Source organism: Stenotrophomonas sp. FR012 (assembly GCF_047520565.2).
GTDB classification, from domain to species: Bacteria; Pseudomonadota; Gammaproteobacteria; order Xanthomonadales; family Xanthomonadaceae; genus Stenotrophomonas; species Stenotrophomonas sepilia.
The window spans coordinates 46,680-68,316 of sequence record NZ_JAXBQL020000005.1 but is presented as its reverse complement, the minus strand read 5'-3'; the positions used below and the strand labels follow the sequence as shown (position 1 = coordinate 68,316).

Sequence of the window (21,637 nt, the reverse complement as noted above, 5' to 3'; positions counted from 1 at the left end):
AGCTAAGCTAAACAATCGAACCGGGAGCGGGGGTGGCCAGGCGGCCACCCAGGCGCATCAGTTCAGCGCAAAGTTGACCGGGACGCGAACGCGACCTGCCGTCTTCTTACCGCCTGCTTCAGCGGCGTTGAAGCGCCACTTGCGAGCCGCTTCCATCGCAGCACGGTCCAGGTCGCGGTTACGGCTGGACTTTTCCACCGTGACATTGGTGACGTTGCCGCTGGCATCGACATCAATGATCAGGATCACTTCGCCCTGGATACCTGCGCGGAAGGCTGCCGGCGGGTAGCGCGGCGGATTCATGGCCTTCGACGAGATGTCCACGCTGGCCTCGATCGAGGTCGGCGGTGCCGGCGGCGCCGGAGGCGACGGCGGGGTGACGATATCGTTCGGGCGCGGCTCCGGCACGTCGACAACCGGCGCCTGCGGCGGCGGCGGTACGGGCGACGGCTTCGGCGGCGACAGATTCTTCACCGGCGGTGGCGGAGTATCCTGCGGCGGCGGCGGCGGCGGCGGCGGTGGGGGCGGCGGCGGCGCGTCGACGATGGTCACCATGACGTTGCGCTCCTTCTCCGCGACGGCCTTGGGAGCCACGGCGGGAATCAGGAGCATCATGAAGGCGGCCAGATGCAGGGCAATTACAAACGCGATGCCGACGATGCGAGGCCAGCTCAGCCCCTTGTCATCGGGTTGTTCGTACCGGTGAACGACTAGTTGTTCCGTCATGCGCCAAGAGCTCAATAGTGGGGCCGGAATCCCGGGGGCGGGATCCCTGATCAGCGGTGCATGACACCGCAGGAACCTCCAAGCTTATACCAATCCTGAGCGCCTGCGCATCAACTGAGCAGGCATTCAGGCGTTATTCCTACTTACTTCAGGTTGATGATTTTTTTGGCATCAGCCTGGTTCTTCACGCCCTTCGCCAGCGCCTGCTGGGCGGCCTGCTTGGCCTCGGGGACGCGACCTTCGGCATGCAGGACGCGTGCCAGGTTCAGGTAGGTCTCACCGTCCTTGGAGAGCGGGGCGGCCTTCTGCCACGCATCGATCGCCTGCGGCACCTGGTCGGAGTAGTAGTAGGACTGGGCCAGCGCCAGGTAGACCTGGTAATCCGGCTTCAGGATGCCCTTCTGCAACCCTTCGTTGATGACCGCGATGACGTCCTTTTCCTTGTTCTCGGTGTTGGCATAGATCGAGTACAGCTGCTTGTACTCGCGCTCTTCGGTGAGCTGGCCGCTGCTGCGCAGCTTGTCCATCACCGCGGCGGCCTTCGGCATCTGGTCAGCCTGCATGTACATGTTGGCCAGATTCAGCTGGGCCTTCTTGTCCGACGGGTTCTTGGCCGCCAGCGCTTCTGCGGCCTGCACGGCCTCACCGGTCTGGCCGGCTTCGGAAAGGGCCGCCATCAGCAGCTGGTTCCAGTTGTCCTTCGGCTCGGCAGCGCCCGCGATGGCCTGCTTCAGCACCGGGATCGCTTCCTGGTAGCGCTCCAGCTGGTACAGCGCCTGGCCCTTGGCAATCAGCTCTTCCGGCTTGGTCGACTTGCTCTCGGCGAAGTACTTGTCCAGGGTGGCCAGGCCTTCGGCAGTCTGGTCTTCCTGCAGCTGCAGCTGGCCCAGCATCAGCATCGACTGGAAGTGGCCGTTGTTGTCCAGGCCGTTGAACTGGATGACCTGCTTCAGGTAGGCGATGGCGGCCGGGGTGTCGTCGGTCTGGTAGGCGGCCTGCGAGGCCAGCTGCGCGGCCAGCGACTTGTCGTACTCGTTGGAGGCGCTGTCAGCCAGGATCGCGTCAGCCTGCGTGCGCGTCTCCGGGAACTTTTCCTTGTTGTAGCTGTCGATCATTTTCTGCAGCTTGCTGCCCATCTTGGCCGAGGCCTTGGCGGTCGGCTCCTGGCGGGTCGCATTCGGGTACAGCGGTTCGGCCTTGGCCTGCTTGCTGCTGCCGCCGCGGCTGCCACGGTCGGAGGAACGCGAGGACTGCGCGAAGGCATCGGTGACCACGGCGCCGGTCAGGGCGGTCGCGACGAGGACGGAAAGCACAGCTTTGTGGTTACGGAAAATCATCGTTCACCTCGATCGAACCGCCGGATAGCGGCAAAGTCGGACTGTCAGAAAAATCTGAGCCGCCAAACGTATCAGAAACAGATGGCGTGAGAAATCGTTTTATGTGCTGCAATACAGCATAGAACTGCGCACTCATCCGCACTTTGGCCGCAGCCCGGCCGCCTGGGCCTGCTGATAGACCGGCGCCAGGCCCGGCGCGTCGCGTCGCAGCTCCTGGATCCGGTTGGCCGGATCGGGGTGGGTGGACAGCCATTGCGGGCTTCGACCGCCGCTGGCGGCCATCATGTTCTGCCACAGATCCACGGCCTGGGCCGGGTTGAATCCGGCCTGCGCCATCAGCCGCTGGCCGATCACGTCCGCCTCGCTTTCCTGGGTCCGCGAGCCGGGCAGCAGGAAGGCCGCCTGCGCGCCCATGCCGCCCAGCTGATTGACCGTATTGGCGGCACCATCGCCATAGGCGGCACCGGCCAGCGCGCCCAGCACGGCCAGGCCGGTCTGCGCGCCCATCTGCCGGGTAATGCGTTCCTCGTGGTGACGCGCGATCACGTGGCCGATCTCATGACCGATCACTGCAGCCAACTGGTCCTGGTTCCTGGCGACGGTGAAGATGCCGGTGTTCACGCCCACTTTGCCGCCGGGCAGGGCAAAGGCGTTGGGTTCCTTGTCGACGAATACGGCAGTCTCCCACCGTACCCCACGGTACTGAGGCGGCAGCTGTGCGACCAGCGCATTGACCACGCACTGCACGTAGCCGTTCTGGCGGCCATCGGTGCTGATCTTCTCTTTCTGCTTGGTCTCGGCAAACGCCTGCGCACCGAGCTGGTCAAGCTGTGCCTGCGACACACCGCCCACCATCTGCCGTCGTCCGGTTGGCGAGGTGGTGGTTGCACAGGCACTGACCAAGGTGGTGATGACTAGAGCCAGCAGCAGTTGTTTCATGGGTCCGCCCCCGTGTTCATGTGCGCAGTGTGTAGCGTACCTGCTTAATCTTTCGTCAAGCGGGCACGGCGTTACGTTGACCCCAGGAACACCATCGCGGCGAGCGCAACCGCGTTGTTCAGCGCATGCGCGGCAATCGCCGCCCACAGGGTGCCGGTGCGGCGGTACAGCCAGCAGAAGGCGGCGCCCATGCCACCGTACACCAGCCACAGCTGCGCCATGCCGAGCAGCGAGTTCTTGCTGACACCGGGCACTTCATGGACCAGGGCGAACGCCAGGCTGCTGAGGATCAGGCCCAGCCAGGGGCGGCCGGCTTGCCACAGGCGCCCGAACAGGACGCGGCGGAACAGCAGCTCTTCGTAGGCGGGGGCGAGGACGACCGCAAACAGCACCAGGAACAGCGGGAAGCGAGCGATCGCGCTCTGCATCAGTTCCACGTTGGTGGGCACCGGCTCGATGCCGAACTGCTTGGAAAGGAAGGCGATGCCGTTGCTGCCGAGCACGATCAGCGTGGCCACCAGCAGGGTCCAGCCCCAGGTGGACGGCCGCAGCAACGCCTGTCGCGACGCCATGCGTTCGCCGGCGCTTGCCGGGCGTCGCCAGAAGTACAGCAGCAGCGCGGCGCCACCGGTGGCGATCAGGGCCATCAGGATCTGCGCCAGGGCACCGGGCTGGCCCACTGCCGCGCCGACAGCGTCAGGTGTCAGTCCGCCATTGGCCTCCGCGTTGGCGCGGCTGACCACGATTGCACGGTAGAAGCCCCAGAACAGGCCGGAGACCATGCTCAGGCCGACCAGGGTAACGGCGGCGATGCCCAGGTCGATGAAGAAGCCTGCCAGCGGTGCCACGGCGCGCGGTGGGGTAGACACCGGCGGAACCGGGGGCGGGGCGGCGGAGACCGGGGTGGATGCGGACATCAGGTACCTGTGTTCAAGGGACGAAGGCCGGTGCAGCTCCCCGCGCACCGGCCAGGTCCCGATTGTGTCAGATATCCAGGTTGGCGACTTTCAGCGCATTGTCTTCGATGAAGTCGCGACGCGGCTCGACGACATCGCCCATCAGGGTGCTGAAGATCTGGTCGGCAGCGACCGCATCCTCGATGCGCACCTGCAGCAGGCGACGGGTCTCCGGGTTCACCGTGGTATCCCACAACTGCTCCGGATTCATTTCACCCAGACCCTTGAATCGCTGGATCTGGCGGCCGCGCTTGGCCTCCTCGAGCAGCCAGTTCTGCGCCTTCGCGAAGCTGTCGACTTCGATCGACTTGGCGCCGCGGGAAATCGTTGCACCTTCGCGCACCAGGCCGTGCAGCAGCTTGGAGGCCTGGTGGATCGCACGCAGTTCGCCACTCTCGAACGCCGACATCGGCAGCACCTGGATGTGCTCCTCGCCCATGTGGCGACGGGTCACCAGCACAGCGGCGGGGCGTTCCTCGTTGGCGTCCTGCAGTTCCAGGCTGAAACGCGGGCTGCCCAGGCTGCCCTGGTTGAGTCGCTTGGCCAGCGCATCCAGGCCTTCGCCTTCGCCCGCATTGCGCAGGCTGTCCATGTCCATCGGCACGAAATCGACCAGCGCTTCGAGCAGGTTGCGGTCATAGCGGTGCGCGTTGCGTTCGATGGAATCGAGCGCGGCGGCGTACGCCAGCAGCAGCTTCTCCAGTGCCAGGCCTTCGATGCCCGGTTCGCCGGTGGCTGGCACCAGCGCGGCGTTTTCCACCGCACTGCTGGCCAGGTAGCTGTCCAGCGCCGGATCATCCTTCAGGTACAGCTCCTGCTTGCCCTGCTTGATCTTGTACAGCGGCGGCAAGCCGATGTAGACGTAACCGCGCTCGATCAGCTCCGGCATCTGACGGTAGAAGAACGTCAGCAGCAGGGTGCGGATGTGGGCGCCGTCGACGTCGGCGTCGGTCATGATGATGATCTTGTGGTAACGCAGCTTGTCCGGGTTGTACTCGTCACGGCCAATGCCGGTGCCCAGCGCGGTGATCAGCGTACCGACCTGGTCGGAGGACAGCATGCGGTCGAAGCGCGCGCGTTCCACGTTGAGGATCTTGCCGCGCAGCGGCAGCACCGCCTGGTTCTTTCGGTTGCGGCCCTGCTTGGCCGAGCCACCTGCCGAGTCACCCTCGACGATGAACAGTTCGGACAGCGCCGGATCCTTTTCCTGGCAGTCGGCCAGCTTGCCCGGCAGGCCGGCGATGTCCAGCGCGCCCTTGCGGCGGGTCAGGTCGCGGGCCTTGCGGGCGGCTTCACGTGCACGCGCGGCGTCGACGATCTTGCCGGCAATCGCCTTGGCTTCGTTCGGGTTTTCCTGCAGGAACTCTTCCAGGCGCGCACCGAAGGCGTTTTCCACCGCCGGACGCACGTCGGAGCTGACCAGCTTCTCCTTGGTCTGGCTGGAGAAGCTGGGATCCGGCACCTTCACCGACAGCACCGCGATCATGCCTTCGCGCATGTCGTCGCCGGTCAGGTTGATCTTGGCCTGCTTGGCGATGCCGTTCTGCTCGATGTAGTTGTTGAGCACGCGGGTCAACGCACCGCGGAAACCGGCGAGGTGGGTACCGCCGTCCTTCTGCGGGATGTTGTTGGTGAAGCAGTACATCGTCTCCTGGTAGGAGTCGGTCCACTGCAGCGCCACCTCCACGACGATGCCGTTGTGCTCGCCGGTGACGGAGATGACATTCGGGTGCAGCGGGGTCTTCAGCTGGGCCAGATGCTCCACGAAGCTGCGGATGCCGCCTTCGTAGTGGAAGTCATCGCGACGGCCGTCGCCACGCTCGTCGGCAAGGACGATCTTGACGCCGGAGTTCAGGAACGACAACTCGCGCAGACGGCGGGCCAGGATGTCGTAGTGGAATTCCACGTTGTCGTGGAAGGCGACGGTGGACGGCCAGAAGCGCACGGTGGTGCCACGCTTGGTGGTGGCTTCCAGCTTGGCGAGCGGGGTCACGGCTGCGCCGTTGCTGAATTCCTGCTGGTAGTGGGAGCCGTTCTGGAACACGTCCACCAGCAGCTTCTGCGACAGCGCGTTGACCACGCTGACGCCGACGCCGTGCAGGCCGCCGGAAACCTTGTAGCTGTTGTCGTCGAACTTGCCGCCTGCATGCAGGACGGTCATCACCACCTCGGCGGCGGAGACCTCGCGACCGAGCTTGGCGCTCATCTGCTCGTGCTTGCCGGTCGGAATGCCGCGGCCGTTGTCGGACACCGAGACCGAGCCGTCAGCGTGGATCGTCACCGCGACATGGTCGGCGTGGCCGGCCAGCGCTTCGTCAATCGAGTTGTCGACAACCTCGAACACCATGTGGTGCAGACCGGTGCCGTCATGCACGTCACCGATGTACATGCCGGGTCGCTTGCGGACAGCCTCCAGGCCTTCCAGGGCGGTAATGCTGTTGGCGTCGTAATTGCCGTTGTTTGCCGGGGTGTTCTGTTCGTCGCTCATTGCGCTTGCCGTAGGCTCCGCAGGTCGGGCACCGCTTGGGGCGATGTGCCGAGAATGAAAGGATTCCAACCCGAATTATACCAGCCGGGGTCGAGTGGCCCTGATGTGCCCACTATGGCACAGCCACGATCTGTGCATGTTCCACGTGGAACCGGGCGATCTGGGTCAATTCCTGCAGGGCCGCCGGAGGCTCAGTAGCGGTGACGAAGATCTGCGCCGGGCCGGTGAGCAGGCGCTCCAATACCCGCGCCTGGTGGGTCCGATCCAGTTCGGAGGCCAGATCGTCCAGTGCGATCACCGGCCATTCGCCGCGCTGTTCTGCATAGTCCTCGGCCTGCGCCAGCAGGCACGCCAATGCGGTCAGCTTGGCCTGACCGCGTGACAATGCATCGCGACCAGGAATGCTGTGGAAATCCACGCTCCAGTCCGCCCGGTGCGGCCCAACCGAGGTGTACCCGGCCTGGCGGTCACGATCCCGGGCCAGAAGCAGAGCATCTGCCAGGGGAAGCTCATGCCGACGCCAGCCCGGACTGAGTTCCAGGGCCTGGATGCCGAGTTGCGGCGCCAAACTGGCAGCCAGCGCCACGGCACGCTGCTGCAGCCGCTCGAGGTAGTGCTGACGCCGGCTGGTAAGGGGCTCTCCGGCCTCAGCCAACTCGTGATCCCAGGTGTCCAGCATCCGCGACGGGCCGCCCTGCTTGAGCAGGGCATTGCGCTGCTTCAGCGCCCTTGAATAGCGCCGCCACAAGGACAGGAAATCAGGTTCCACGTGGAACAAACCCCAATCCAGAAAGCGACGGCGGGGCTCGCCACCGCCGCTGACCAGCGCATGGCTGCCGGGCTCAAACGTCACTACCGCCAGCGCTGCGCAGAGGTTGCCGAGCTGAGCCACATCTTCACCGTCCAATCGTCCCTTCCAGTCCTGCCCACTGTGGCGCAGGCCGGCCTTTCGGCGATGCGGCGCGTGGTCGGCACGCTGTTCGTCCCATTCCACGAAGATCTCCAGCGCCTCCTGGCCCTGGCGCACCAGTCCATCGCGAACCCTACCGCGGAAGCTCCGACCGTAGGCCATCAGATGCAGGGCCTCCAGCACGCTTGTCTTGCCGGCACCGTTGTCGCCAGTGAGCAGGTTCAGCCCCGGCTGGGGCAAGAGATCCACCGCACTGAAGCGACGCAGTTGGTGCAAGGCGAGGCGGCGGATAAGCATGGGGCGCGAACGACCATCCGCTCGAGGCGGTAGAGAGGAAGGGAATCCATCAGCTTACTGCATCGGTCAAGCCGGACGCGCTGCACCCGCATCGATGCGGAGCAGAAGCTCCCGCGCACCAACTGATCGCGGGTTCCACGTGGCGCCGGTTCACCGGCATGCCCGTTTCCAGCTCCGGACGCAGCTGAAATCCCTTCAATTCTGCACAGGGTCACGGGGCGTGGCCCGCCAGATTTCAACGATTTCAAGACCACGGCCGCAGGTGTTTGATGAGCGCTTGCCCGGCCGGGTGAGCGGGCGGGCGCCCGGTTTCCTCCAAATCTGAGATCCGATGCCCTGCGAGGTTCCACAGATTTCAAAGAATCCGGACCATTCGTTTCACGCTGTCCACAGCGGGGCTGTATGACTTATACACAAGGTATGGGCAATCTGTGGATAAAAAAGCCCTTTTGCCTGGGTCTGGAAACTATCCACAGGTTCCCCCCCAGCCTGAGACGCCTCTATACAGGGGGTTTCACCCTCATAAATTCCTTTTAAATCATGCAGATAACACATTTTTCCACGAAATCTGGCTCTACCATCACCACCATGCTTTAGATTTATACCCAGATTTAGAAGCTAGGCTTGGCCCGATCTGTCCCGAATGGGTCCTGTGGACAGAGAGGATTTCAGGAACAGCGATCACGGTCGCCGCAGCGTGGATGCGCTTCGGCATCCGACCAGCCAGGTCCATAGCAACTGCGTTGAGACCCCAGATGCCGGCCCCGATCAAACATGATTCGGAGGTAGTCCCTGGCATCGACTCAAAGTCCCGTCGCCAGTTCGGCCTGGGAAGCAAAGCGCACGGAACCGGGTCCATCAAGGAAGATGGTGTCCGTTCGAAATCCGTGCTGGAAAGGGTTCAGCCCGATGATCCACGTGGAACGTAAAAAAAAACGCCCGGGAGCTTCCCGGGCGTCGTTATGTTCCACGTGGAACCGGGCTGATGTCAGAGACGCAGCGGCATGACCACGTGGCGCGACTTCTCGCTGCTGGACTCACGCACCAGCGCCGAGGAGTTGGAGTCGCGCAGCTGGATGATGACTTCCTCATCGCGCAGGGCGGAGAGGGCATCCAGCAGGTAGTTCACGTTGAAGCCGATGGCCAGATCGCTGACCGTGGTATCGGCTTCGATTTCTTCCTGGGCTTCCTCCTGCTCCGGGTTGTGCGCGCTGATCTTCAGGTTGCCCGGCGATACTTCCACGCGGATGCCGCGGTACTTCTCGTTGGACAGGATCGCAGCGCGCTGCAGCGAGGCGCGCAGCGCTTCACGATCAACCTTCACTTCACGGTCGGCACCGATAGGAATCACCGCTTCGTAATCCGGGAAGCGGCCGTCGATCAGCTTGGAGGTGAAGGTGACATCGTCGCGCTTGACGCGGACGTGGCTGCGGCCGACTTCCAGCTCGATCTCGCGATCACCACTTTCCAGCAGGCGCTGCAGCTCGGTCACGCCCTTGCGCGGCACGATGATCTGGCGCTTGGAACCGCTCGGCTTGGCCAGGTCGGTTTCACACAGCGCCAGACGGTGGCCGTCGGTGGCAACGGTACGCAGGGCGTCACCGCGCAGATCGAACAGCAGGCCATTGAGGTAATAGCGCACGTCCTGCTGCGCCATCGCGAACGCGGTGCGCTCGATGAGCTCCTTCAGGGTCGCTTCGCCGATGGCCACGCGCTCAGTGGCTTCCACTTCGTCAACCGACGGGAAGTCATTGGAGGGCAGGGTTGCCAGGGTGAAGCGGCTACGACCGGCCTGCACGGTGATCTTGTCTCCGGTCTGCGAGACGGTGATCCGGCTGCCATCGGGCAGGGCGCGGATGATCTCGAACAGCTTGCGGGCGGGAATGGTGGTTTCGCCGTCCTGGGCATCTTCAACCGCGATCCGCGACACCATCTCCACTTCCAGGTCGGTACCGGTCAGCGACAGCTGGCCGTTCTGCACCTGGACCAGGAAATTGGCCAGAACCGGAAGGGTCTGGCGGCGTTCGACCACGTTGACGACCTGTGCCAACGGCTTGAGAAAGGCTTCGCGCTGCAGTGTGAAACGCATGTGGTTCCGTGCCCCTATGCTTTAAAAAATGTGGAATAAATCAAAAGCTTGGTGGTGCTGGTAGAGACAGAATCGCTGGAAAACAATGCTAAGTCTTTGTAAATAAAGGAGTTTCAGGCATCGAAACCCTCTGTATTACCGACCCCCAAGGGGTGGGGAAAGCTGTGGATAAATTCGACGGGATTTCAGACGCCATTTTTATCCACAACGTGTCCCGCGCTTGCTACCGGATTCTGCACCGTTTTGTGCGATGACGCCTCATCGGCATCCGTGCATCATTCGCTCAGCTTCCGGATCAGCTTGTCCCAGTCTTCGCGGAGCTTGCCGTCGGTTTCCATCAGGGTCCGGATCTGGCGGCAGGCATGCAGCACCGTGGTGTGATCGCGACCGGCAAAGGCGTCGCCGATCTCGGGCAGGCTGTGCTCGGTCAGTTCCTTGGTCAGGGCCATGGCGACCTGGCGGGGGCGAGCGAGCGAGCGGGTCCGACGCTTCGACAGCAGATCCTTGATCTGCAGGCCGTAGTAGTCGGCAACGGTTTTCTGGATGTTGGGAATGCTGATCGCCTGCTGCTGGGCGCGCAGCAGGTCGCGCAGGGTTTCCTGGGCGAATTCGGTGGTGATCGCGCGGCCGGTGAAGTTGGCGCGGGCGGTCAGGGTATTGAGCGCGCCCTCGAGGTCGCGCACGTTGGAGCGCATCTTCTTGGCGATCAGGAACGCAACATCATCGGGAATCTCGGCACCGCGTTCGCGCGCCTTGGCCAGCACGATCGCGGCGCGGGTCTCGAAGTCCGGCGGTTCGATCGCGACCGACAGGCCCCAGGCAAGCCGCGACTTCAGGCGCGCTTCCAGGCCTTCGACCTCGCGCGGATAGCGGTCGCAGGTCAGGATGATCTGCTGCTTGCCATCGAACAACGCGTTGAAGGTGTGGAAGAACTCTTCCTGCGTGCGGTCCTTGCCGGCGAAGAACTGGATGTCATCGATCAACAGCGCGTCCACCTGCTGGAACTGGCGCTTGAACTGATCCATGGTCTTTTCCTGCAGGGCCCGGATCATGGCGCTGAAGAACTGTTCCGAACGCAGGTACAACACCTTTGCACCTGGATTGGCCTGGCGCATGGCGTTGCCGGCGGCGAACATCAGGTGGGTCTTGCCCAGGCCCGTGCCTCCGTACAGCAGCAGCGGGTTGTGCGCCCGGTCGCCCGGCTTCTGCGCTGCCTGGAAGGCGGCGGCCAGGCCCAGCTGGTTGCTGCGGCCTTCGACGAAGTTGGCGAACGTGTAGTGGCTGTCCAGGTTGCCGGCGAACGGCACCTGCGGTTCGCTGGACACATGCGCCGACGGCGTGGAAACCGGCGCGTTCTGCGCCTCCACGGGGCGCGGGCGCGAGCCGATTTCAAGAAAAACGTCGCTGAAACCGGCGAAGTGAGCCAGCAGTTCACGGATCCGGGCCAGGTACAGCTCGCGGACCTGGTCGACGATGAAGGCATTCGGTGCATACAGCACCAGGCTGTCCACGCGCAGATCGGCCTGCAGCGGCTTCAACCAGGTATGAACGTCTTCCGGCGGGAACTCCGCTTCGAGGCGCTCGAGACTACGGGACCAGGCATCCATCAGCAATAATCGTCCGGTGGCCGGGGCATGGACGCGACAAGGCGCCCAAACACAGGCCGGAAAGGGGGGAAATGGATGGCTCAGACTACCACCGAGCGCCCGCCTTCGGAATGCTTGTCCCCTACTTATTCACAAAAACATCCACAGCTATTGCACAGCCCGGTGAATTCGCGTAGTCCCCAGGGGTTGACGTGAGGGGGGAGACCTCTCTAGAATTTCCGGTTCTTTCCGTCCCATTCATACGAGAGGCCCCCAATGGCCACGAAGCGCACCTACCAGCCCAGCAACCTCAAGCGTAAGCGCGACCACGGCTTCCGTGCCCGTATGAAGACCGCTGACGGCCGCAAGATCCTGTCGCGTCGCCGCGCCAAGGGCCGCAAAGTCCTGAGCGCCTGATTGCCATGCCGCACCCTGCGGCAGACGCAATCCCTTCGACAGTGAATACTGCAGACCCGCGCAAGCGATTCCCTCGCTCTGCGCGGGTTCGCACGCGTGCCGAATACTCAACGGTCTTCAACGGCGCCCGCCGTGTGTCCGATCCGCTGATGACCCTGCACTGGCTGCCGGCTGACCGGCCGGCCAGGCTGGGTCTGGCGGTTTCCCGCAAGGTCGATCCGAACGCCGTCGGGCGTAACCGGATCAAGCGCGTCCTGCGCGACATCCTGCGTCAGACACGTACCGATATCCAGCCAGGCGACTTCGTCGTCGTGGCCCGTAGTGCTGCGCGTTCCGCCAGCAACGACGAGATCCGCCAGGCCTTCCTGCGCCTGCTGCGTCGCCTGCGTGCATTGCCCGCGCCGGGCGTGGACGGCACAATGCCGCCGCCTGATGGCATCGCAACTCCTTCTTTGACCGAGCCGGCATCGCGTCCCGGCCCCGCCGAGCCTGTCCGCTGATGAACCAGACCCGCGTATTCCTCATTTTTGCCTGGCTGATGGTGGCCGTGCTGCTGTGGATGGAGTGGAGCCGTGAAAAGGCTGCTCCGACCCCGCCACCGACGACCACGTCGGCCCCGGCTGCCGTACAGAGTGTTCCGGGCGCTGCCTCGGGCAGCATTCCCAGTGCACAGGTCCCGGGCGCCCCGGGCCAGGCCGCTGTGCAGGCGCAGGCCAGTGCCACCCCGGCCCGCCAGCGCGTGACCGTCACCACCGACGTGCTGCGCCTGGTGCTTGATGGTGGCCGCGTGCTCGACGCCGAGCTGCTGCAGTTCCCGCAGACCAAGGACGAAGGCAGCCCGCCGGTTCGCCTGCTGACCGAAGACCCCGCGCATCCGTACAGCGCGATCAGTGGCTGGGCCAGCGAAGACAAGAACACCCCGGTTCCCGGCGCCGACGGCTTCAAGCTGGTCGGTGACACCAAGGACTTCGTGCTGGCCAAGGGCCAGAACGAGCTGCAGATCCCGTTCGTGTGGACTGCCGACAACGGCGTGACCATCAAGCGCACCCTGACTGTCTCGCGCAACGAGTACGCCGTGCGCTTCAAGGACGAAGTCAGCAATGCCGGCGCCGCGCCGTGGAACGGCTACGTCTACCGCACCCTGGACCGCACCCCGACCATCCTGTCGCGGAGCATGACCAACCCGGACTCCTTCAGCTTCAACGGTGCCACCTGGTACGACAACGACAAGAAGTACCAGCGTCGTGCGTTCAAGGACTACCTGGAAGACGGCACGCTCAACCAGAACATCACCGGCGGCTGGCTGGCGATGCTGCAGCACCACTTCTTCACCGCCTGGATCCCGCAGAAGGACCAGACCGCACACTACGTACTGTCGCAGGTGGCCGGTCGTGACCTGATCGAAGCGCGTGGCCCGGCCTTCACCGTGGCCCCGGGCCAGTCCACCAGCACCGAAGCCCGCCTGTGGGTCGGCCCGAAGCTGGTCAACCTGATTGCCAAGGAAGACGTGCCGGGCCTGGACCGCGTGGTCGACTACAGCCGCTTCTCGATGATGGCGGTGATCGGCCAGGGCCTGTTCTGGGTGCTGAACCAGGTACACAAGCTGGTCGGCAACTGGGGCTGGGCGATCGTCGGCCTGGTGGTGCTGCTGAAGCTGGTGCTGTACCCGCTGTCGGCGACCCAGTACAAGAGCGGTGCCAAGATGCGTCGCTTCCAGCCGCGCATCGCGCAGCTCAAGGAACGCTATGGCGATGACCGCCAGAAGTTCCAGACCGCGATGATGGAGCTGTACAAGAAGGAAAAGATCAATCCGATGGGCGGCTGCCTGCCGATCCTCATCCAGATGCCGATCTTCTTCGCCCTGTACTGGGTGCTGGTGGAATCGGTCGAACTGCGCCAGGCACCCTGGTTCGGCTGGATCCAGGACCTGACCGCGCGCGACCCGTACTTCATCCTGCCGGTGATCAACGTGGCAGTGATGTGGTTCACCCAGAAGCTGACCCCGGCACCGGGCATGGACCCGATGCAGCAGAAGATGATGCAGTTCATGCCGCTGGTGTTCGGCGTCATGATGGCCTTCATGCCGTCCGGCCTGGTCCTGTACTGGGTGGTCAACGGCGGCCTGGGCCTGCTGCAGCAGTGGTGGATGACCAAGCGCCATGGCGGCGAGCCGGTCCCGGCCACCACCGCTCCGGCCCCGGTCAAGAAGAAGTAATCGGCAGAGCCGGCCACGGGCCGGCCGACCCCAGCAGAAGCCCGCCGCAAGGCGGGCTTTTCGCATGCGGCGTTAGAATCGCCTGCTACCGTTCCTCCCATCTTCGAGTCCGCCATGCGTGCGTCGTCGTTCCGCCTGTTCCTGCCCTCGCTGCTGTTGACCCTGGCCGTAGCGGGCTGTGGCGACAAGGACGCGAAGGTGCCGGCGAGCACGGTCACCCAGGCGAGCGCGCAGGCTGCGGCCGCCGCCGATCCTGCCGCTGCGCCGTTGCTGGCGGCGCTGCAGAAGCAGCTCGATGGCTACCGCCGGATCATCGTGCTGCTGGCCGACGAGGAGCAGCAGTCGACCGCCGACCGCGGCACCTCCACGCGTGTGGGACAGCAGCTGTTCCACGATGGCCTGGAACAGCGCACGACCATCGCCGCGCAGTTCGACACCCTGCTGCGCGGTTCCAGCCCGCAGCGCTTTGCCACTCTCGGCACGGTGCTGGACTACATCGAGTCTGCGCCGGAACTGTTCGACGCCGATCGCCTGGCCTTCCGTGAAGTGCTGCGTGACCTGCATGAGCGGGTCGGCACCGATTCCTCGCTGCCGGCGGTGAAGCTGCACCAGCGCATCGGTGAGGATCTGGAAGCGCTCGATGAGATCGAGCGCAACTACAACCAGGAACTGACCCGCATCTTCAGCCGCTTCGAGCGCACCCGCGCCATCGAACTGAAGCGCGAGAAATGGGACGACTACATCGCCCACCTGCACAAGGACTACAGCCGTGAAGCGATCCTGCGCGACTACGGGGTGATCGAGCCGTATCCGATGTCGATGAAGGACAGCGACCGTGAGATCTTCGGCCGCGACCTGCCGGCCAAGACGGTGGTGCTGACCTTCGACGATGGCCCGCACAAGGCCTACACCGATGAAGTGGTGGCCATCCTCAAGCGTTACGACGTGCCGGGCGTGTTCTTCGAAGTGGGCCGCAACCTGGGCAAGGTCGAGGCCGATGGCAAGGTCAGCCTCGGCCCGATGGCGAAGATCAGCCGCAACCTGATGGAACAGGGCTATGCGGTCGGCAACCACAGCCTGACCCACGCCCAGCTGTCGCGCACCACCGGCGACGCCCTGCGCCAGCAGGTGCTGGACACCGACACGCTGCTGAAGGATGTCGACAGCAAGCGCGCGCCGCTGTTCCGCTTCCCGTACGGCGCGCGCAATGCCGAAGGCCTGCAGCTGCTCAACGAAGCCGGGCTGAAGTCGATCATGTGGAACATCGACTCGATGGACTGGGCTGACCCGGTGCCGGAATCGATCGTGCAGCGCGTACTCGACCAGGTGAACAAGGAGCAGCGCGGCATCATCCTGTTCCATGACATCCACGATCGCGCAGTGAAGGCGCTGCCGCAGATCCTCGACCGGCTGATCGCCGAGGGTTACCAGTTTGCCGGCTGGAACGGCCGCGACTTCACCGTGGCCCGTGCGCGCAAGGGTGATGCCGCTGCCGCCACCGTCACCACCGGCTACGAGAAGTCGTGGGCGATCGTGGTCGGCATCGACAACTACGCCAAGTGGCCGAAGCTGGAATACGCCAGCCATGATGCGCAGGCGGTGGCCGATACCCTGACCGGGCAGTTCGGCTTCCCGTCCTCGCAGGTGATCGTGCTGAAGAACGAGCAGGCCACGCGCAACAACATCCTCGCGGCCTTCCACGACCGCCTGGCTGACGATCGCACCGGGAAGAACGACCGCGTGTTCGTATTCTTCGCTGGCCACGGCGCGACCCGCCAGCTCGCCTCCGGGCGCGACCTCGGCTACATCATCCCGGTCGATTCGGATCCGAAGGAATTCGCCACCGACGCGATTGCGATGACCGACATCCAGAACATCGCCGAAAGCATGCAGGCCAAGCATGTGTTGTTCGTGATGGATGCCTGCTACAGCGGCCTGGGCCTGACCCGTGGCGGCCCGTCGTCGTCGTCGTTCCTGCGCGAGAACGCACGTCGCAGCGCGCGGCAGATGCTGACCGCCGGCGGCGCCGACCAGCAGGTGGCCGATGCCGGCCCCAACGGCCACTCGGTGTTCACCTGGGTGCTGCTGCAGGCGCTGGCCGGCAAGGGTGACCTCAACGGCGACGGCCTGATCACCGGTACCGAGCTGGCCGCCTACGTGGCGCCGGCCGTATCGGCGGTCTCGCACCAGACCCCGGCCTTCGGCAGCCTGCCCGGTTCGCAAGGCGGCGAGTTCGTGTTCCAGGTGCCGGACAGCCAGGAATTCCTCAATGCCGATACGCGCCAGCTGACCGCCGATGCGATCGCGCTGAACAACAAGGTGGAGGCCGCCAGCGAGGCCAAGGGCAGCCAGGCACCGGTGACGGTGGCTGACCTGCAGGGCGGCAAGGCCAAGCTGGTAGTGCCCTCCGCCGGACCGGCGTCCGACCGCCAGCGCGCGCAGCAGGCCAACGACCGTGGCCTGCTGCTGTACCGCGAGAAGCAGTACGACGAGGCAGCCGCGCAGTTCACCGAAGCGCTGAAGCTGCGTCCGGACTTTGCCCAGGCCGCCAACAACCTCGGCTTCGTCTACTACCGTCAGCAGCGCTACGCTGAAGCCGCACGCTGGCTGGAGAACACGCTGAAGATCGATCCGTCGCGTGCGGTGGCCTATCTCAACCTGGGCGATGCCTACTTCAACGCCGGCGACAAGGCCAAGGCGAAGCAGGCCTACACGACCTACCTGGCGCTGCAGCCGCAGGGCAGTGGTGCCGCGCAGGCACGCGCGCAGCTGGAGAAACTCTGAACCATGAACGACGCGATCCGTACCGACACCATCGTGGCCATCGCCAGCGCTCCGGGCGCTGGCGGTGTCGGCCTTCTGCGCCTGTCCGGTTCGCGCGCTGCGGCGATCGCCCGCGCGCTGGGTGCGCCTGCACTGCGCCCGCGCCATGCACACTATGCGCGCCTGCGCGACGCCGATGGCGACGTCATCGACGATGGCATCGTGCTGTGGTTCCCGGCGCCGAACAGCTTCACAGGCGAAGAGGTGGTGGAACTGCAGGGGCACGGCAGCCCGGTACTGCTGCAGCAACTGGTCGCGCGCTGCATTGCGCTCGGTGCGCGCCAGGCGCGGCCGGGTGAGTTCAGCGAACGCGCGTTCCTCAACGGCAAGCTCGACCTGGCCCAGGCCGAGGCCATCGCCGACCTGATCGCGGCTGGCGACAACCGCGCCGCACGCGCCGCGCGACGTTCGCTGGATGGTGTGTTCTCGCGGCGCATCGACGCCGTGGTCGAGCAGTTGGTGCTGTTGCGCATCCACGTGGAAGCAGCCATCGACTTCGCCGACGAACCGCTGGATACCCTCGGCGGTGCGCAGGTGCGGCGTGGGCTGGAGCAGGCGCGCAGTGATCTGGCCCTGCTGCGCCGCGACGCCGAACGCGGCCGTCGCCTGCGCGATGGCCTGCACGCGGTGCTGATCGGTCCGCCGAACGCCGGCAAGAGTTCACTGCTCAATGCGCTGGCCGGCAGCGAGCGCGCCATCGTTACCGACATCGCCGGCACCACCCGCGACACGCTGCGCGAGACCATCCGCCTGGATGGCCTGGAGCTGACCCTGGTCGACACCGCCGGCCTGCGCGACGGTGGCGATGCCATCGAACGCGAAGGCATGCGCCGCGCGCACGTGGAAATCGAGCGCACCGACCTGGCGTTGATCGTGCTGGATGCGCGCGATCCGGCGGCCGGGCAGGCGGCGTTGGGTGACGCCGTGGCAGCGGTGCCGCACAAGATCTACATCCACAACAAGTCGGACCTGCTCGGTGTGCTGCCGGCGCTGGACGACCCGGACCGCGTATTCGTTTCGGCAGCCACCGGCGCCGGGCTGGACGACCTGCATGCGCGCCTGCGTTCGATTGCCTCGGCCGGGGCAGGGGAGCAGGTGGATGGCGAGTTCTCCGCGCGCACGCGCCATGTGGACGCGATCGAGCGAGCGCAGGAACACGCGCAGCGCGCCGATCGCGAACTGGCGCATGAGCACCTGGAACTGGCCGCCGAGGAATTGCGGCTGGCCCATGACGCACTGGGCGAGATCACCGGGCAGATGAGTGCGGATGATCTGCTGGGAAGGATCTTCTCGAGCTTCTGCATCGGCAAGTAACTGCAGAGCCGAGCCCGTGCTCGGCTCTACAGGTGCAGGCTTCCCCCACCTGTCACATTGCCGCCGCATACTGACGGCCATCACATACCGCTTGGGGAAGTCGCAGTGAAGTCGTGGGGTTGTGCGTTGCTGTTGTCGCTGGCCGTGGCACCATCGGTAGCCATGAGTGCTGAATCCTCCACCCCGGCCGCACCCAAGGTGTCGGTCTACGGCCATCGCGGGGCAAGCGCACTGCTGCCCGAGCACACCCTGGCGTCGTACGCGCAGGCGATCGCCGATGGCGCCGACTACATCGAACCGGACCTGGTGATGACCAGGGACGGGGTGATGGTGGCCCGCCACGAGAACGAGATCGGCGGCACCACCGACGTCGCTTCGCATCCAGAGTTCGCCAGCCGCCGCACCAGCAAGGTGATCGATGGTCAGAAGGTCGACGGCTGGTTCACCGAAGACTTCACACTGGCCGAGCTGAAGACCCTCTATGCGCGCGAGCGCCTGCCGGAACTGCGCAGCACTGCCTACGACGGGCAGTTCCGCATCGCCAGCCTGGACGAGATCCTGGCCTTCCTGGTGCAGCAGGCCGGGCGTGCCAACCGCGGCATCGGCCTGGTGCCGGAGATCAAGCACCCGACCTACTTCCAGTCCATCGGCCTGCCGATGGAAGACAAGCTGCTGGCCGCACTGCGTGGCAACGCGTACACCAATGTCGGGCCGGTCACGATCCAGTCGTTCGAGACCGCTAACCTGCGCTACCTGCGCGGCAGGATCGGCCGGGGCAGCAACATCCGGCTGCTGCAGCTGCTGTGGAAGGGCGATACCCAGCCGGCCGACATCGCCAAGGCCGGCGGCACGCTGACCTATGCGCAGATGATGGCCCCGGCCGGCCTGAAGGACATTGCCGGCTACGCCGATGGCATCGGCCCCGAGCTGCGTTCGATCATTCCACTGGATGCCAAGGGCGCGCTGGGCACGCCGACCTCGCTGGTACGTGATGCGCATGCCGCTGGCCTGATGGTGGTTCCGTACACCTTCCGCCCGGAAAACCACTTCCAGCCCAGCAACCTGCGCAAGGGTGCCGACAGCGCGCGCAATGCCGAGGGATCGATCGCCGAGATGCGGGCTTACCTGGCGACGGGCATCGATGCGTTCTTCACCGATGACCCGGCGCTCGGCCGGCAAGCGGTGGATGGGATGGGCGCGGCGGGGAACTGAGCGATCCACGCGCCGGGCATGGCCCGGCGCTACCCGGGGGCCGGTGTGCTCTGGTAGGTGCCAACCTTGGTTGGCACACAACAACCGCGCCGACCAAGGTTGGCCACTACCGATTCATGAGGTTGCCGGCCAGCGGCCGGCACCACCCTCACCTCAACCGCGCGGTTCGTCCGGGCGGCGGAACGGGATCACCACGTAGTCCTGGCCCTCGCGCGGCTGCCACAGTACCGGCACGCGCTGCGGTGACGGCGGCTCCAGCTCGTCGTCGGACAGCGGCTCGGCCTCGTCTTCTTCGTCTTCCCAGCTGTAGCGCTGCCGCGGTGGCAGTGGGTCGGCGTTGCGGAACAGCAGCGCGGCGATGATGCCGGCGAAGGCGCCGCCCATGTGCGACTGCCAGGACACACCATCGGCGTGCGGCAGGATGGTCATCAGCATGCCGCCGTAGAACAGCATGCCGATCAGACCGGTGGCGATCGCCGCACGGTCGCGGCGCAGCAGGCCGAGGCTGGCCAGCAGGAACATCAGGCCGTGGGTCACGCCACTGGCGCCCAGGTGCACGCTGCCCGGATTGCCCAGCATCCACGCGCCGAGGCCCGAACCCAGCCACAGCAGGGGCAGCGCGCGTACGGTGGCCTTCGGATACACGCTGCCGGCGAGCGTGCCGAGGATCAGGATGGCGATGCTGTTGGCGGCGATATGCTCGACCGAGGCATGCAGCATCGGGCCGCCGATCAGGCCGAGCAGGCCCTTGGCTTCCAGCGGTGCGACCGCCCACGGTCGCCAGTCGAACGTGCCCTGCAGGGCGAACACGGCCACCAGCACCAGCACGGCGGCCAGGCTGACATTGAACGCCCGCAGGATGCGCGAGCGATCATTGCGGGGGGGCGGCACGTCGCCGGCGGGCAGGGGCGCGTTGTTGTCCATACCTCAGCAATGGCGGTGACTGGCGCGAAACCAAGGCCACCGTAACGGGAGAGTGGAGGCGGCCGGCGGGACAATCCCACCGGCCGCACCGTTCAACGGGTCAGGCTCAGGCCTGGCCTTCGCCTTCCTTCGGCGGGTACTTCAGGCTCAGCACCACGGTGGCGGCGATGATCACCGCGACCACGCCCAGCGAGACCGGGGTCGGGATCTTGAACAGATCGATGATCATCATCTTGATGCCGATGAAGCCCAGTACCAGCGCCAGGCCGTACGGCAGCAGGTGGAAGCGGTCGGCCATGCCGGCCAGCAGGAAGAACATCGCGCGCAGGCCCAGCACCGCGAACACGTTGGAGGTGAGCACGATGAACGGGTCGGTGGTGATCGCGAAGATTGCCGGGATGCTGTCCACGGCGAAGATCACGTCGGTGACCGCAATCAGGATCAGCACCGCGAACAGCGGGGTGAACCAGCGCACGCCATCACGCTTCACGCTCAGCGCGTTGCCGGCGTAGTCCGGCAGCAGGCGCAGGTGCTTGCGCATCCAGCGCAGGGCCGGATTGGTCTCCAGGTCCGGCTCCTGGCCGGCGGCGAACCACATCTTCCAGCCGGTGAACAGCAGGAAGGCACCGAACACGTAGAGCAGCCAATGGAACTGGCTGATCAGCACGCTACCGGCGAAGATCATGATCGTACGTAGCACGATCGCACCCAGGATGCCGATGATCAGCACCTTCTGGCGCTGCTCTTCCGGCACCACGAAGTAGCTCATGATCATCAGGAAGACAAAGATGTTGTCGACCGCCAGCGCCTTCTCGACCAGGTAGCCGGTCAGGAACTCGAGGCCGACCTTGTTGGCCACGACCTGGCCGGCGGTCTCATTCAGGTAGTACCAGAGGCCGGCGTTGAACAGCAGGGCCAGCGCGACCCAGCCGATGGACCACCACAGGGCCTCCTTGAAGGTGACCTTGTGCGGTCCACCATGGCGCATCAACACGAGGTCGACCAGCAGGGCGATGACCACCACCGCTGCGAAGCCGCCCCACAACCACACGTTACCGATCGTCTGCATTGGGAATGTCCGTTGGAAAGATGAATGCCAGGCCGGACGGCGAGGATCTGCAACGGAGGATCGGGAGGGGATCCAGGGACAGAGCTTCGCCAGTACGGCGAAGGTCTCGCTCGCAGTTCCAGTCGGCTGGAACTGCCGTTGCACCGGAGCCTGCGGGCTCGAAATGACGGCGACAACGTCTGGGAGCTACTCCCCTTCTGGGGCCGATTCTGCCGTCTGGCCCCGCCGCCGTCAAATGGGGAGGCCAGGGGTCGGATCCCCAAAGGGGCTCCGACCTCATCGTCGCCACACTGGGGTCAGAGCCCCTGCGGGGATCCGACCCCGGCGCCCGGTTT

Annotated in this window: 16 protein-coding genes; 6 read left to right on the top strand and 10 right to left on the bottom strand. The window is 65.1% G+C overall.

What is annotated here, in order from left to right; genetic code table 11:
- Window positions 1-57: 57 nt before the first annotated feature.
- The 8 genes from ACM0O9_RS10390 to dnaA all read right to left on the bottom strand — a co-directional run bounded on the left by ACM0O9_RS10390 (window position 58) and on the right by dnaA (window position 11,349).
- Window positions 58-726, bottom strand: coding sequence for an energy transducer TonB (locus ACM0O9_RS10390; protein WP_005421199.1), 669 nt, complete (start codon window positions 724-726; stop codon window positions 58-60).
- Window positions 727-869: 143 nt separating this feature from the next.
- Window positions 870-2,063, bottom strand: a complete 1,194-nt coding sequence (locus tag ACM0O9_RS10385; protein WP_005421200.1) for a tetratricopeptide repeat protein — start codon at window positions 2,061-2,063, stop codon at window positions 870-872.
- Between the two features lie 132 nt (window positions 2,064-2,195).
- Complete coding sequence (locus ACM0O9_RS10380) at window positions 2,196-3,002, bottom strand: M48 family metallopeptidase (RefSeq protein ID WP_005421202.1); 807 nt, start codon at window positions 3,000-3,002, stop codon at window positions 2,196-2,198.
- A 71-nt stretch (window positions 3,003-3,073) separates the two neighbouring features.
- Complete coding sequence (locus ACM0O9_RS10375; protein ID WP_032954741.1) at window positions 3,074-3,919, bottom strand: CPBP family intramembrane glutamic endopeptidase; 846 nt, start codon at window positions 3,917-3,919, stop codon at window positions 3,074-3,076.
- Window positions 3,920-3,986: 67 nt separating this feature from the next.
- Entirely contained in the window at window positions 3,987-6,446 is a 2,460-nt protein-coding gene (gene gyrB / locus ACM0O9_RS10370; protein ID WP_005421206.1) for a DNA topoisomerase (ATP-hydrolyzing) subunit B, read from the bottom strand.
- A gap of 112 nt (window positions 6,447-6,558) precedes the next feature.
- Entirely contained in the window at window positions 6,559-7,653 is a 1,095-nt protein-coding gene (recF, locus tag ACM0O9_RS10365; RefSeq protein WP_005421208.1) for a DNA replication/repair protein RecF, read from the bottom strand.
- Window positions 7,654-8,641: 988 nt separating this feature from the next.
- Entirely contained in the window at window positions 8,642-9,742 is a 1,101-nt protein-coding gene (gene dnaN, locus ACM0O9_RS10360; protein ID WP_005411731.1) for a DNA polymerase III subunit beta, read from the bottom strand.
- 275 nt (window positions 9,743-10,017) lie between these two features.
- On the bottom strand, window positions 10,018-11,349 hold the full coding sequence (dnaA, locus tag ACM0O9_RS10355; protein WP_014645405.1) for a chromosomal replication initiator protein DnaA: 1,332 nt from the start codon (window positions 11,347-11,349) through the stop codon (window positions 10,018-10,020).
- A gap of 255 nt (window positions 11,350-11,604) precedes the next feature.
- Between dnaA and rpmH the strand changes: the two genes are divergently transcribed.
- From rpmH to ACM0O9_RS10325, 6 genes are all read left to right on the top strand, one after another.
- Complete coding sequence (gene rpmH, locus ACM0O9_RS10350) at window positions 11,605-11,745, top strand: 50S ribosomal protein L34 (RefSeq protein ID WP_005411729.1); 141 nt, start codon at window positions 11,605-11,607, stop codon at window positions 11,743-11,745.
- A gap of 5 nt (window positions 11,746-11,750) precedes the next feature.
- Complete coding sequence (rnpA, locus tag ACM0O9_RS10345; protein WP_072168770.1) at window positions 11,751-12,245, top strand: ribonuclease P protein component; 495 nt, start codon at window positions 11,751-11,753, stop codon at window positions 12,243-12,245.
- A complete protein-coding gene (gene yidC, locus ACM0O9_RS10340; protein WP_235649663.1) occupies window positions 12,245-13,960 on the top strand; it encodes a membrane protein insertase YidC in 1,716 nt (571 codons plus the stop codon). The genes rnpA and yidC overlap by 1 nt, the downstream gene beginning before the upstream one ends.
- Before the next feature lie 114 nt (window positions 13,961-14,074).
- Window positions 14,075-16,744: a polysaccharide deacetylase family protein gene (locus ACM0O9_RS10335; protein ID WP_414604052.1), complete on the top strand. Its 2,670-nt coding sequence runs from the start codon at window positions 14,075-14,077 to the stop codon at window positions 16,742-16,744.
- Between the two features lie 3 nt (window positions 16,745-16,747).
- Window positions 16,748-18,097 carry a tRNA uridine-5-carboxymethylaminomethyl(34) synthesis GTPase MnmE gene (gene mnmE / locus ACM0O9_RS10330; protein WP_111128186.1) on the top strand — a complete coding sequence of 450 codons (1,350 nt, stop codon included), beginning with the start codon at window positions 16,748-16,750 and terminating at the stop codon, window positions 18,095-18,097.
- Window positions 18,098-18,202: 105 nt separating this feature from the next.
- Entirely contained in the window at window positions 18,203-19,309 is a 1,107-nt protein-coding gene (locus ACM0O9_RS10325) for a glycerophosphodiester phosphodiesterase (protein WP_164093366.1), read from the top strand.
- Between the two features lie 153 nt (window positions 19,310-19,462).
- Here ACM0O9_RS10325 and ACM0O9_RS10320 read toward each other — a convergent pair whose 3' ends face one another.
- A complete protein-coding gene (locus ACM0O9_RS10320) occupies window positions 19,463-20,233 on the bottom strand; it encodes a rhomboid family intramembrane serine protease (protein ID WP_005421226.1) in 771 nt (256 codons plus the stop codon).
- Window positions 20,234-20,339: 106 nt separating this feature from the next.
- Window positions 20,340-21,302, bottom strand: coding sequence for a TerC family protein (locus ACM0O9_RS10315; RefSeq protein WP_164093365.1), 963 nt, complete (start codon window positions 21,300-21,302; stop codon window positions 20,340-20,342).
- Window positions 21,303-21,637 lie beyond the last annotated feature (335 nt).

Coding starts and splice junctions, on each gene's coding strand:
- ACM0O9_RS10390 (WP_005421199.1), bottom strand. CDS start 726: ATGACGGAACAACTAGTCGTTCACCGGTACGAACAACCCGATGACAAG.
- ACM0O9_RS10385 (WP_005421200.1), bottom strand. CDS start 2,063: ATGATTTTCCGTAACCACAAAGCTGTGCTTTCCGTCCTCGTCGCGACC.
- ACM0O9_RS10380 (WP_005421202.1), bottom strand. CDS start 3,002: ATGAAACAACTGCTGCTGGCTCTAGTCATCACCACCTTGGTCAGTGCC.
- ACM0O9_RS10375 (WP_032954741.1), bottom strand. CDS start 3,919: ATGTCCGCATCCACCCCGGTCTCCGCCGCCCCGCCCCCGGTTCCGCCG.
- gyrB (WP_005421206.1), bottom strand. CDS start 6,446: ATGAGCGACGAACAGAACACCCCGGCAAACAACGGCAATTACGACGCC.
- recF (WP_005421208.1), bottom strand. CDS start 7,653: ATGCTTATCCGCCGCCTCGCCTTGCACCAACTGCGTCGCTTCAGTGCG.
- dnaN (WP_005411731.1), bottom strand. CDS start 9,742: ATGCGTTTCACACTGCAGCGCGAAGCCTTTCTCAAGCCGTTGGCACAG.
- dnaA (WP_014645405.1), bottom strand. CDS start 11,349: ATGGATGCCTGGTCCCGTAGTCTCGAGCGCCTCGAAGCGGAGTTCCCG.
- rpmH (WP_005411729.1), top strand. CDS start 11,605: ATGGCCACGAAGCGCACCTACCAGCCCAGCAACCTCAAGCGTAAGCGC.
- rnpA (WP_072168770.1), top strand. CDS start 11,751: ATGCCGCACCCTGCGGCAGACGCAATCCCTTCGACAGTGAATACTGCA.
- yidC (WP_235649663.1), top strand. CDS start 12,245: ATGAACCAGACCCGCGTATTCCTCATTTTTGCCTGGCTGATGGTGGCC.
- ACM0O9_RS10335 (WP_414604052.1), top strand. CDS start 14,075: ATGCGTGCGTCGTCGTTCCGCCTGTTCCTGCCCTCGCTGCTGTTGACC.
- mnmE (WP_111128186.1), top strand. CDS start 16,748: ATGAACGACGCGATCCGTACCGACACCATCGTGGCCATCGCCAGCGCT.
- ACM0O9_RS10320 (WP_005421226.1), bottom strand. CDS start 20,233: ATGGACAACAACGCGCCCCTGCCCGCCGGCGACGTGCCGCCCCCCCGC.
- ACM0O9_RS10315 (WP_164093365.1), bottom strand. CDS start 21,302: ATGCAGACGATCGGTAACGTGTGGTTGTGGGGCGGCTTCGCAGCGGTG.